Source organism: Rhizobium sp. R339 (assembly GCF_002211395.1).
In the GTDB taxonomy this organism is placed as follows: domain Bacteria; phylum Pseudomonadota; class Alphaproteobacteria; order Rhizobiales; family Rhizobiaceae; genus Rhizobium.
Genome location: NZ_LOKV01000029.1, coordinates 240250 through 253784 on the forward strand (window position 1 = coordinate 240250; position 13535 = coordinate 253784).

6 protein-coding genes are annotated in these 13535 nt (G+C 52.3%); 4 read left to right on the top strand and 2 right to left on the bottom strand.

The window, feature by feature from the left end; all coding sequences use genetic code 11:
* Positions 1 to 2: 2 nt before the first annotated feature.
* Entirely contained in the window at positions 3 to 824 is an 822-nt protein-coding gene (locus tag ATY76_RS32940; RefSeq protein WP_190233792.1) for a class I SAM-dependent methyltransferase, read from the bottom strand.
* Between the two features lie 17 nt (positions 825 to 841).
* Entirely contained in the window at positions 842 to 8374 is a 7533-nt protein-coding gene (locus tag ATY76_RS32945) for a type I polyketide synthase (protein ID WP_088678735.1), read from the bottom strand.
* Positions 8375 to 8532: 158 nt separating this feature from the next.
* Here ATY76_RS32945 and ATY76_RS32950 point away from each other — a divergent pair, with 158 nt between their 5' ends.
* The 4 genes from ATY76_RS32950 to ATY76_RS32970 all read left to right on the top strand — a co-directional run.
* Complete coding sequence (locus tag ATY76_RS32950) at positions 8533 to 9354, top strand: TauD/TfdA family dioxygenase (protein ID WP_190233793.1); 822 nt, start codon at positions 8533 to 8535, stop codon at positions 9352 to 9354.
* Between the two features lie 31 nt (positions 9355 to 9385).
* Positions 9386 to 10708, top strand: coding sequence for a crotonyl-CoA carboxylase/reductase (gene ccrA / locus ATY76_RS32955; RefSeq protein WP_088678737.1), 1323 nt, complete (start codon positions 9386 to 9388; stop codon positions 10706 to 10708).
* 111 nt (positions 10709 to 10819) lie between these two features.
* Positions 10820 to 12301, top strand: a complete 1482-nt coding sequence (locus tag ATY76_RS32960) for a hypothetical protein (protein WP_088678738.1) — start codon at positions 10820 to 10822, stop codon at positions 12299 to 12301.
* Between the two features lie 275 nt (positions 12302 to 12576).
* Positions 12577 to 13535: glycosyltransferase (locus tag ATY76_RS32970; RefSeq protein WP_088678740.1), on the top strand; the 959-nt coding region annotated here is incomplete at its 3' end.

Sequence of the window (13535 nt, forward strand, 5' to 3'; positions counted from 1 at the left end):
TCTCATCTATCTCTCCGGGTTAATCGGCAGAAAGTCACCACGGTATCGTACTCAATCGACACCTCGTGGCGATAAGCATATTTCTCGAAGAGTTCATGAAGTTTTCCTTCAAGGAGCGGCCGGTTTGGGTCAGTTTCATGGGGACAAAATGATGACGAAAAAATTCGGGCGAGAAACACATCGCGCTTTAGACTCTGACTGTTGATGAAATGAGCTTCACTTACGGAGCCATCGACACTAAAAGGCTCAGTAATTTGCTTCGGCTCGACGTCGGCTTGGAGAAGTCGACCGTACAAAGGGATATTCTCTACAAGGAGCTGTTCGAGGCTACGAAGAAAAGGAGTACTGCTTCGACGGCGCTCATTCCAGACGCATAACAGGTAGCCGCCAGGTCGCACGATACGCCTAAACTCCGAGCGCGCTTTTTCTCGATCAAACCAGTGCAAGGCTTGTGCCACAGTGACCGCCGCAACACTTTGGTCAGGGAGTGGTATCGACTCGGCGGATCCTCCATGTGCGCGAAACTCCGCGAACGATGCCAGCAAGGTACTTGCTTTCAAGCGCATAGCGGCGTCAGGTTCGACAGCGTCGACGACAAAACCCCTTTTCAGTAGCGCCAAAGAGAATAAGCCGGTGCCAGCGCCGACATCTGCGATCCGATCGCCGGCTACGAGACCAAGCCGCTCCAGAAGGATTTCGGCAACCTGCGCTGGGTAGAACGGTCGACCCACTGCGTAATGTTCGGCGCGGTCGCTGTAGTTACCAGTCGCTTGATGATTGCGGTTCGTTGGTGCGGCTAGTGATAAATCCTGAGTTTTGGTCACTAACGTGCCTCGCCGTGTCAGATTTTTTTGGTGAATATGTAGCTCATGAGATCGCGCATGATCGCGATGTGGCGGTCACCCCACCTGACGACTTCTGCCCGGGCTAGTCGGTCCGTATGATACCAATAGTTCGCTTGTAAGTTTTCAGCGGTCATATTCGCGACGATGTGGAAGCCAGGTATTCTCGTCAACCTGCCAAAGTCACACTTACTAAACTCTGGCTCTCGTACCGCGCCCAGCACCTCCAACACTCTTACCTTACCACTCCCTTCCTGCTCAAAATTGCGATAGTTCGTGAAGTTCAGTCCGAAGTCCGAAAAATAAGTATCGATTGGCAAATTCGCGAAGGCTGGTACGGTATTAATTAAATCAGTACTTGGGTAATTGTTTCGACTGGATATAGCCTCAATTAACCAGTCGCAATACCGCGCGAAATCAGCCAAGTTACGGCGGCCGACAGCAATTGGCACAGGAAAAGGCATCGTAAACGGCCCTAGCGTTCGACTATAGCGCTCCTCGCTCCGGCCGCTGCGGATTAGCGTGATCGTCACTGTCTCACTATCCAGTATTTCCGACACAAGCAGACCATAGCTTGCTAAAAGTAGTGATATGGGTGAGACACCGATCTGTTTCGCAGCTTCTCGGACTTCATCGCTTGCAGCCAACGCCGCGTTAGGGGTGTACCGCTGAGATGGCAGGGCAACGGTCTCGTTCCCATTACCTTGGACGGGCAATAGGCTCCTCGATGTAAGCCCCGCGAACAAGCCTTCGAAGAACGCTCGATCGGAGGCGATCCCTTCATCTAGGTACTCTTGCTGTGCATGGGCATATTCCGAATATGGTACGGCGAGGGGAAGGGTCGAGGCAGGCCTGTCAGCAAGACCATCTGAGTAGATCCGGTTAACCTCGTCAGCAAATATCGACAGGCCAGAGCCATCGAACTCAATATGTTGAGCGCTAACGAGGAGGCAGAACTGGTCGTCTGACAAATGCAGGCATCGTACCTGCCAAGATGGAGCGTTCGTCGGATCGGGCACATTGGAGCGAAGAGATGCGACGGCCTTAGCAACTTCCTCAAAACGCTGTGCCCCGTCATAATCGCGCAGATCAGTCACGAGGTCACGAAGCCGCGGGACAACTTCGTGTACGGGAAGAACGGTCGGAACGTCTCCGTCATAAACATATCGCAAAATCGGATGACGAGTTACCACCTCCAAAAGTGAGACGAGAAGTTTGGACGGATTGAGAGGGGCATCGAAAAGGATAGGCACTATACGATGGCCGTAGCCCACGAGCGTGTTTAACCGAAGCCATCGCTTTTGTTGGACAGTCAGCGGCGCGGGATGGGCGCGATCACCTTTGTTATGCGAACCATATATCTCCGTGCTGGACGACAGAGGTCTTTTTGGAGGCTTAAACCGTTCGACTAGGTATGCCGCGAGTTGCGTTATCGTTGGAAACTGATGCAACAGTTGAGGAGCCAATTCAGCATTGAGTTCTCTACGCAATTTGTTTTTCAGCTGAATCAGTGACAATGAGTCTATATTGAGGTCCCGCAAATCATCTTCAGGTCCAGGCTCGTTTTCGGGCGAACTGAGATGACTAAGATATCTTGCAAGCCATTTCCTCAGAATTTCTTCACGATCCCAGCTACTTCCTGCTTTCGCGAGAATATTGCTTAGACCTTCTGGATCGACACGGTGGATGTGTTCACGATCGAGATCTTGGAAATAGGGAATGCTCTGCAAGCCATGTGCCGATAGAAACTTCCCCCACTCTGTGGGAAAGAAGCCGATCTGATTTTCTGATTCAGATTCGATCTTCCCTAGGGCCTTAAATAACCCTTCGCAATACTCGTGCGCCGAAAGGCCGCGGAAGCCTCTCCTGTCCAAATTATCCATCAGCTCTGGATGACGCGCCACATGTCCAAGATCATTCCAAACGCCCCAATTTACAGAAAGCGACGGTCTTCCAATAGCTCCCCGGTACGTGGCAAGTCCATCCAAGAACGCATTGGCAAACGCATAGTTTGCCTGGCCAATGTTGCCGATAACGGCTGTCGCCGACGAGAAAAAGACGAACGTTTTGGGAACGATGCCAAGGTTTTCACATGTCTCATGAAGATTCCATGCCCCTTGCGCTTTTCCGAGTAAAACCTGCTCAAAATCGGCTGGTTCGAGTTCGGTCAGCAATTTGTCACCCAATTGACCGGCAAGATGAAAGATACCTGCTATCTCTTGACCATTGGCCACAATACTTTCGAGGAATGCTGCGACCCCACTTCCATCAGATACGTCGAGGACCACAGTTTCCACTTTTGCGTCTTCAGTGTTCAACTCTTGAAGGAATCTGTGGGCGGTTTCAGAGGGGCCATTGCGTGCCGCGACAACGACATGTTGTGCGCCGCGCGAAAGAAGATTTGCCGCAAGATGTAAGCCAATCTCGCCAAGCCCGCCGATCACTAGATAGACACCTGAAGCGGAAAGCGGCAGGGCATAAGGTTGAACTTGGACTCGCTCGAGTCGAGCGTGCAACAAATTTTCGTTTCTGATCGCTAGAATTGTTTCTTTAGCCTGGGCTCCCAAAGTTTGAGCGAGGGTTTTAGCGTCGAATTTATTTTCATCCGGGGCCATGTCGACAACAGTTGGATATAAATGGGGAAGTTCGATTGCTGCGACATGGCCAAGTGCAGCGAATGACGTTTGCAAAGGACAGGGAATATCGTTCGATTCAATGCGCCAAGCGCCCCGCGTTACGATCCAAATTCTTACTCGCGAATACGCTTCGTGCTCTTCCGTTAGTGAACGAATGCAAGATAACAATGAGGTCAGAGGTTGGGAGATCTCTGCACACACATCCACGTGTTTCCTGGGAGGCAATCGTCCACATGCCAGCGTCCCAAGAAAGACGATATTTGTATCTTCGTCCGAAAAGGGTTCGTCGAGCATAGATGAAAATGGGGCGACTCCGTCTAATATCTTAACACGACCGCCAAATTTCCCGATTTCTGCAGCCAATGACTCTGTTTCCGGCAGTTGGGGATCTCCGACGATTATCCAACTACCATGTCCCGCAAACCCGCCTTCGCTGACCCGTTCACTAGGTTTCCATACGCGCTGATATGCACACTCGGACACGGATATTCGATGTTGGTGGGATTCCGATGATGGGGTGAATTGAAGGCTTTGACCATCTGGCTCTATCCAATGCCTGTGTCGCGCAAAGGGGTAGGTCGGCAAGTGCAATCGGCGGGCGTCGGGTCCAGCCATTACTGTCCAGTCTATGCTGTACCCCGTGCAATAAAGACTAGCAACGCTTTTTGCCAAACTCTCTTGATCATCGGTTTTGCGCCGCAGGCTCGGGACGAGCAATAAGTCGGCATCGCCTAATTCATCTGCGGCCAGCCCGAGGAGTTGGGTATCGCCGCCTATCTCAACAAAATGACGAAATCCCAGACCTGACAGAGTATTCAAGCTCTTTCGAAATTGGACGGGCTGACGCAGATGCTCAGCCCAGTATTGAGGTTCTGTAACCTCGGTATGCGCAATTCCTCCCGTAACGTTCGCCACAAATAGCCTTTGAGGCTGGGAAAGTTGGAACTGTGACATGTGGCTTCGCAGGGCATGGCTGATTGGATCCATCAACGCCGAGTGGCCGGCCCTCAACACAGGGAGGGGTAACACCCGAAGACCATCACTCTTTAGGAGATTCATGGCCACCTCAACGGCATCACTTGGACCGGATATAACGGTATTTGTCGCAGAGTTAATCGCCGCGATACCGACCTCTGAAGGGCCGCGTTTGAGGATTGAGCGGATCGTATCGGCGTCCGCCCTAGCCAGCGCCATAGCCCCATCTTCCGGCGTACTGGCAATCAATCTGCCACGCTCGATAACCGCTCTCAGCCCATCATATTTCGAAATCACGCCCGCGGCTGCCGCAGCGGTATATTCGCCGAGACTGTGGCCAGCTATTGCCTCAAAACGAACGCCGAGTGTCTCCCATAGCTCGAATAATGCAATTCCAATTGAGAAGATCGCGATATGAGCATCAACAACGTCCCGGATGGCTTCTCCACGCCTGCCTTCGTAGAGAATACTGAACAATGACCGGCCAACGTTGGACACAACAACGTCGTTGAGCGCTTCTAAGTTCTGTCGGAAACTAGGGAACCGGTGGACTAGGCCTTCTGCCATCCCGACATACTCGGAACCGTGCCCAGTAAACAAAGCGACGACCCCTTTCGACACATGGCGATCTGCATGTATTGGAGTTTCTGCGGATAGCTTCGTGCGGAGTTCATTCGGTGTTCTCGCAACGTAGGCTGCCCTTGCCTCTTGATGGTGACGGCCGTTACCTAAGCTGAAGCTGATATCGCTGACACACGGGGACGAAGCCGACAAAATGTCCGACAAACTGCTTGCCAAAGCTCCTAGCTTACTTGGATCGGCTGCACTTATTGGAACCACATGAAAGTCATTATGCCTGGCAATGTCGGTCTCACGCGGTAGGTCAAGGCTCTCCAGGACAACATGTGCGTTAGTTCCACCTACACCAAACGCACTTACACCAATGCGACGAGGTCCATCGGATGGAGATAACGGCAGTTCATCGCGCGTGACAAAAAAGGGAGTTTCGTCAAGCCGAAGAAGAGGATTTGGACGTTCGAAATGTAATGTTCTAGGAACTTTGCCATGGCGCAATGAAAGGACGGCTTTGAAAAGCCCGGCCATCCCAGCTGCCCAGCCCAGATGGCCAATATTTGATTTAACCGAACCCAGGCCACACGTTGCCCCCGGTAGTTGCCCAAACGCTCGCGCGAGTGCAGCAATTTCGATAGGATCACCCACCGAGGTTGCAGTGCCATGAGCCTCAATGTAGTCAATTTCATCTGATCGCACGTTAGCCGCTTTTAACGCAGCCCGAATCACGCGTTCCTGTCCAACGATGCTTGGAGCTGTGATGCCAACTTTCTCTGACCCATCGCTGTTGACGGCGCTTCCTCGAATAACCGCATAGATATCGGATCGATCCGCCAACGCATCCGCCAGTCTTTTAAGAATTACGACACCCACACCACTGCCAAAGACCGTACCCGCCGCCCTTTCGTCGAAGGGGCGGCAGTGACCGTCGGGCGAAAACGGCATATTGTACTCATAGGTGTAGCCCGAAAGCTGAGGGACGGGAACGCAAGCAGCTCCTGCGACCGCAATTTTACAGTCGCCTTTCCTGAGCGCCTCGCAAGCCATGTGGACTGCAACTAGAGAGGTCGCACAGGCTGCGTTTAGATTAAAGGCGCCGCCCGAGCAATTTAGGGCGTAGGCAGTTCTAGCAGGCAGGAAATCTTTGTCATTGCATAGAAGCAGCATGGCTTCATACGAAGAGTCTAAAAATGATCGGTCAGGGCGCCAATTTGCTCGATGCAAATTGTTTATTAGATAGCTGCTTGGTCCACATCCACCGAATATTGAAATATCCGAACCGCCAGCCTTGGGATTGATCGCGGCGTCCTCTAACGCTTCCCAAGTGCATTCGAGGAATTTACGGTGCTGCGGATCCAACAGTGCCGCTTCCTGCTTAGATATATTGAATAAATTGGCATCAAAATATTCGAGATCATTAATTATGCCACCGCATCTCACCTGCTTATCAGTTGGCTTTTCACTAAAGCGGGTTATGGACTCTACGCCGGCTTCAAGATTACGCCAAAAAGATTCCGGGGTATCCGCTCCGGGAAAACGACATGCCATCCCGACAATTGCTATCGATTCTTCATGGATCCGGCCTCGCGATTCAGGGAGGGATCCTGTGGCATTTGTCAACGATTGGTCCGCCAAAAACGCTGCGTATCGCCGTGCGGTGAAGTGCTCAAAAATAGTCAGGGGCGACAGTTGTCTCTGGAATGCCTCTGACAAACGCTGCGACAGCTGGGCGGCAACGAGCGAACTGCCACCCAAATCGAAAAAGTTCCCGTCCAACGGAATTGAATCGATCTCCAGCACCTGAGACCACAATTCCGCGACACGTGCCTGGATCTCCGTTGGACGCGATCGAGCTGGCTCTCTCCGATGGAGAACATGCTCAAGACGTGGCAGCTTATCCTGGTCGATTTTGCCGTTTGCCGATAGTTGGAGACTTGGGAGTTCAATCCAAGCTGAAGGCAACATCTCGATAGGAAGCTTTTGGCTCAAATATTTCTGCCACGGGGGTGAAATTATCCGGGTCGGCCCTTGAAGTGCGAAGTGCCTGTCACGCGTCACAACATACGCAACTAAACGGAGTCTCCCTTGTTGATCCTCCTCCGCTTTAACGGCTGCAGCTGAAATTTGAGAGCACGATTCAATTGCCGACTCTACTTCGGCAAGCTCAATCCGGTGGCCAGAAATCTTGACCTGCCGGTCCCTGCGCCCCTGGAACTTTAGCTCTCCATCCACCCACGAGGCAAAGTCACCAGTCCTATACCATCTCGTCCCGCCTCCATCGATGAAGAACTTTGAATTCGTTTCCTCTGGCATAGCCACGTAGCCAAAAGCGACACGCTCACCTCCTATGAGAAGCTCACCAGTTTCGTCCGGTGCACATGCTCGGTTTGTTTCATCAACGATACGTACGGCCACATGGGGGAGTGGATGTCCAATACTCGGTACCTCTGGCCAGTCGTCAGGATTTGAAGGGAGGGTAAGGCTGGTTACAACATGAGTTTCGGTGGGGCCATAATGGTTGTGTAATGAAGCGCGCGGTCGCCGTTTGAAGAATGCGCGGACGGTGGGATTTATCTTAAGAGCTTCTCCTGCCACGAAGACATGTTCGAGCGTCAAGCAACCGTTTTGCCGCCGTAGGTCGGCCTCAGTCAACATGCCCAGCAAAGCCGGTGGTAAGAACAAGCGCTCGATCGATTGCTCGTCAAGAAAATGCAGCAAAGCCTCAGGATCGTGTCGGAGCTTCTTTTGGGGCAGAATGAGATGACCCCCACCGCATAGGGTGCTGCAGATTGCTTGATAAGCGACGTCGAAAGTGAGCGGAGCGACGGTGGCGACCCGCGCGGGAACCCCGTATTGCGAAAGTTGCCATTGTGTTAAAAGGTCTAACGAGGTCGAAGGCAACGCGACGCCCTTCGGACGCCCTGTTGAGCCTGAAGTGAATAGAATGTATGCGGGCCGTTGTGCGCTGCTCCAAGTCGTCGCTGAAGTTACCTCAGGGGTGCCGATCTGTCGACACTCCATACGATTGTTTCGAATAACAAGCTCCGCAGCTTCTCCGGCAACCCCCCGAATATAGCTATCTCGCTCAGTATATCGTGAGATATCTCTAGGAAACACAATGTTCCCAGTTTTCCATACAGCGAGTATCGAAGCAATGTTTCCAGTTGTTAAATCAGCCGAAATTCCCACCACCTCAGAGAGAATTTCTTTCTGTCTCAGAAGTTGCGCATACTGCTCAACGATTTCAACCAGTTCGGAATAGGTGAGCGTTTCGTCATCCACCGTCAGCGCGGGACGCTCTGGATCAACGTTGGCTTGCAAATAAATCGAATCCAATAGGCGAAACATACATTTAGCCTTTTAACCGGGGATTGCAGATTTTCTTACACGGGGCCTTGATAACTTCACTTGATGTGCGATATGGTTGCACTACGTACATCAAATAATTTTCAGTTGCAAGTTCCGCAGTTCGTATTCGTCGACACAGGTTGTGGTGGGAGATGAGAATGGATGAACGAGCAATCGCGGGAGCTCGAAAGATCCCCGCAACTTTCAATGGTAGCGACTTAATAACACGGCAGGGCCAAGTTGAGGCTAAGGATCTCCTTTTTCGGCATGGCGTTCTTCATGTGAAAGACTTCCCCTGCGACGCCACTCTGCTGCTCGAAGTCGCTCGCAGCTTCGGAGCGCTCGAAATTGTTAGACCGAAAGAACATCAATTGAGCGGCTTTGAGCATGTCCGCCTTCAATCGACGATACCGGGCAAAGGAATTCAAGGCGGAGGAACTTACTGGCATGCTGACAGTCCCTGGTATGATCCACCAGCTGCTGCAACCCTCTTGTTCGGCGAAACCGCCCCTTCTGAAGACGGTCAAACCCTGTTTGTTGATATGCGGGAATTTCTGACGAGATTACCGACGAACCTATTGGAGGTTGCACACGCAGGAACAGGAATTTATCCTTGCAAAGATGTTCTTCTCGCGGAGCACACTGCAATGAACATCTACGATGAGGAGTTGATGTCTCGGATGCAGAATATTCGGCGCCCGCTCATCCGTACGCACCCGGTTACCGGCGACAGAGCCCTCTACATAAATGAAAAGTGGCTGAAAGAGATCGTTTTCGAAGATCGAGGCGAACAAGCGACACAATATCTCGATGAGATTTATCACACACTTGAGAACTACGATGGGATGATTAGCCATTCGTGGACAAGTGGAGATCTCCTAATTTGGGACAATTGCCTCGTATCTCATAAGGCTGTTCCGTCAAAGGTTGGTGACACAAAGACCACCTGGCGAGTAATTGTCGAAACCTTCTCTGAGTGAAATTCCTAGATTAACGCAATCAGGAAGCAATATGTCCGAAATCAAAGAACTTATCTTGGCGAGCGCACCCTCAGAAACTATCGCTGTTGCCCCGCTGCCTCCTCAAATGCGCGCCGCGATCGTCGAAACCTGTGACCAAGCCATGTTTGCGGACGGCTCGGAAAAGGATGTCAGGCGAACGATCAAGGTGAAAAATGTGCCCATTCCGGAAATTGCACCAGATGAAGTGTTGGTCGCGGTGATGGCATCATCGATAAATTTCAATACAGTTTGGACGGCTTTATTCGAGCCCATGTCAACGTTCTCTTTCCTAAAGCAACTCGGGAAACAAAACTCCTACGCAAAGCGGCATGATCAAGAATTTCATGTTCTTGGCTCGGACGCTTCGGGGGTTGTCGTTAGAGTTGGTTCTTCCGTGAGACGTTGGAGTGTCGGTGACGAAGTTGTCGTTCATACAGCATACGTGGATAGTGAGGACCCAATCGCCCAGGACGATGGAATGTTGACGGAAGACCTGCGCGCCTGGGGCTACGAGACGAACTATGGGGGGTTGGCTGAGTTCACGGTTGTTAAGTCGACACAGTTGATGCCAAAGGCGAAGCACCTCACATGGGAGGAGGCTGCGAGCATTCCTCTGTGTGGTGCAACGGCCTACCGGATGTTGGTAAGCTCCAGGGGCGCATGTATGAAGCAGGGCGACATCGTCTTGATTTGGGGTGCGACCGGAGGCCTGGGGGCTTTGGCGGTCCAACTTGTCAAGAACGGTGGTGGCATTCCGATTGGTGTCGTCAGCAGCTCCGAGAAAGAGGAAATCGCGCGCAAACTCGGATGTTTCGCCACGATCAACCGAGCCGAAGCGGCGCTCGAAACCGAAGACGGGAAATTGACATTGCGCGCTTGGCGTTTGCTACGTCGCAAGATACGCCAGGCAGTGGGAGAAGATCCTCACATAGTCTTCGAATACACTGGTCGATCTACTATGGGGGCGTCAGTTTATCTGGTCCGAAAGGGCGGGCGTGTAGTCACTTGCGGCTCGACCAGTGGTTATTTGCATGAATATGACAACCGATATCTTTGGATGAACCTTAAATCGATTATCGGGAGTCACGGAGCAAATTACTTCGAAGCCTCGGAATGCAACCGCCTTGTATCACTCGGGATGTTGTTACCGACGCTTCATAAAACCTTTGAGCTAGATCGAGTCGCCGACGCGACCCGTCTCGTTCAGCTTAACGGGCACGTTGGCAAACTAGGAATTTTGTGTATGGCGGAAAAGGAAGGGGGAGGCGTACGCGACAGAGTTCTACGAGAACGCATTGGTGAAAGCCAGTTAAACCTGCTGAGATCTTACTAGTGTCGCGTACCACTGGGCGGAGCCTGCCGACAACATTAGCGATGCTCCCGGTTGTCGTTTGGCTGAACCCGCCGCAAGCTCCGGTTGCGCTAACCCAAAAGGGGTAGTTTGATGAACGCCGTTTACAGCATAAAGGATTTGCAGCAGGCTCAAGCTTTTGGCGGAGCGAATACGGACAAGCACGTTCCTCGTCAAGCCGATCGAGAAGATCCAGAAAAAACTCAAGCATACACCGTAGGTAACGCTTTCCACCTCGATCGTCTGCATAAAGATATTGAGGAACCTTTAGGCATTGAGGAATCGTTAAGGGGCACAGTCAAGGCCACGCAACTTGATTTCAATGCCTACAGGATGGCGTCCAACTATAACGCTGCCGATGACGTGGTTTGCAGAATTGATAACGCACAAACGATATTCGTTTGTGCGGAGGATATGGTGGAAGCATTCGACTTGCCGCGAGATGAGAAGGCTGCAGTTGACTGTTCAAGGTGGCTAGAAGTGGTGGGCGGCGTGATGTCTCTCGCCCAAATGGAGAACCTCCTTGAGGACGGCAAACCTATTGATTTGTCGAGATATCGCTGTCTTGGTTCCTTGCGACCGCCGAAGTATGGAAGAGCGGCTATTTTAGCGACCAAAAGTTTTGAGGAGTTGGACGTCCCACTTCAGCATGGCGAGGGTCTTTTAGACGTCAAGGGATGTGGTGTGCCACGCGGGAGGGTTCCTATCGCGGATTTCAATCACAATAATGGCGTCCTTTTCCTTCATGAGGCGATCCGGGAATTCACCAATTACTCCATTTTGCTGAAACTTTCACGGCAGAGCAGCTGCCCATTTGATGTATTACCGCACTTCGGAATCGTAGATCTAAAAATGTCCCTTAAAATGGCAGATCTACCGCCGTTGCCGTTGTGCACCATGGTAAGAGCTGCTCATTTTCGAGATCCCGAAAATTGCGAAAGACCAGAAGTTGGGTCCCCAATGCTCGCTCGAAAACTCGAAATCGAGCGATACTTGCAGCAAAATGGGCTGACTTCGACGACGGATGGCTACAAAATTTGGAACGACGATGGCGTACTTCGTCTTCAACATCATCGAAAAGTATTCAAGGTCAGCGAGGAGGACGTGCGGCGCTTCGCACGAAACTTCGGCTTGGGCATTCCGTCAGAAACCAACGGAATCAATGTGCAACTGTGTGACATGGCGCGCTGGGGGGAGTTTTCTCAGACTCTTGTTGATTTCCAGCATTACAGAAGAGCGGACAGCTACCTTCACGAAACTTCAGTCGCGCTCTCACGAGACGGCTGGAATTACTGGGGAGATTCAATCACAAACTTATTAACTCCGCATCCTAATATAAATGATATTAGACGACTTCTCGGTGAGGTCTCCAATGTTGAAACATTTTACGACGAGATGCAGTATTCTTGGCTAAAAAACTGGAATGGATTACTAGAAATGACTTGGTGCTTAGAAATTTTTTCTCTTCGCCTCACCTATGACTATATGTTTGGAATGCGTCGGGGGCAAGAACTTTACCAGGCGATTCAATCCTACGCGACGGAATGCTTCGCCGTTCTAACTTGCAGGAAATAGTTACCATGCAGGCGGGTCGGATGATCGGGTGTATCTTGCAAGAGATCTGGTTGGTTCTCATGGCTCATCACGACGCTCATTCAGAAATAGAGGGAAAGCAGTTGGCATCCGAGGCTGATTGTTTCTACGTGAACCCTTCAACCATCTCACTACGCATCGAGCAGCTCTTCGGCCTAGGCGCGTGAGTGTCCGGCAGTTCGACCACTCCTGACGCCCATATAGGATAGGATTGTGAACAGCCTCCACGGTTATGATAGGAAACTTAGGAAGCCATCATGGCCAGACGTCTCGAAGATGCACGCATCCTCATGTACAGCCACGACACCTTCGGGCTCGGTCACCTGCGCCGCTGTCGCGCCATCGCCCATGCGCTGGTCGAGGATTATCGCGGCCTCAATATCCTGATCATTTCGGGTGCCACGATCGCCGGCGCCTTCGACTACCGCGCCCGCGTCGACTTCGTGAAGATCCCGAGCGTCATCAAGCTGCGCAACGGCGAATATACGTCGCTCGCCAGCCACATCGACCTGCACGAAACGCTGAAGATGCGCGAATCCAGCATTCGCCATACCGCCGAGACCTTCCAGCCCGACATCTTCATCGTCGACAAGGAGCCGATGGGGCTGAAGGGCGAGGTCGAGGATACGCTTGCCTATCTGAAGGCCCGCGGCACCGTGCTGGTGCTAGGCCTGCGCGAGATCATGGATGCGCCGCATCTGCTCGAGGCCGAGTGGAAGAAGAACAGCATCATGCAGAAGATCGACCAGTATTACGACAGCGTTTGGGTTTACGGTCCGCCCGACTTCTATGACCCGCTGATCGGTCTCGACGTGCCGGCCAGCCTGCGCCGGAAGATGGATTTCGTCGGCTTCCTTCAGCGCAGCGTCTCCAGGGGCAAGAGCTCGATCAACGCCCGCAAGGATAATTACCTCCTCGTCACCACGGGCGGCGGCGGCGACGGCTCCGATCTCGTCCACGACGTCATGAACGCCTACGAGGCCGACCCGACGCTGACGCAGAAGGCGCTAGTCGTGCTCGGACCCTATATGCCGGCGGCCGAGCGCGCCAAGCTGGTGCAGAAGGGCGAAGCGATCCCCTATATCGAGGTGATCGAGTTCGACAATCACATGGAAGAACTGATCGCCGGTGCCACCGGCGTCGTCGCCATGGGCGGCTACAACACCTATTGCGAGATCCTTTCCTTCGACAAGCCGGCGCTGATCGTACCGCGCGT

Excerpts from the sequence above, each read along its gene's own strand:
- ATY76_RS32945 (WP_088678735.1), bottom strand. The coding sequence starts at position 8,374 with ATGTTTCGCCTATTGGATTCGATTTATTTGCAAGCCAACGTTGATCCA.
- ATY76_RS32950 (WP_190233793.1), top strand. The coding sequence starts at position 8,533 with ATGGATGAACGAGCAATCGCGGGAGCTCGAAAGATCCCCGCAACTTTC.
- ccrA (WP_088678737.1), top strand. The coding sequence starts at position 9,386 with ATGTCCGAAATCAAAGAACTTATCTTGGCGAGCGCACCCTCAGAAACT.
- ATY76_RS32960 (WP_088678738.1), top strand. The coding sequence starts at position 10,820 with ATGAACGCCGTTTACAGCATAAAGGATTTGCAGCAGGCTCAAGCTTTT.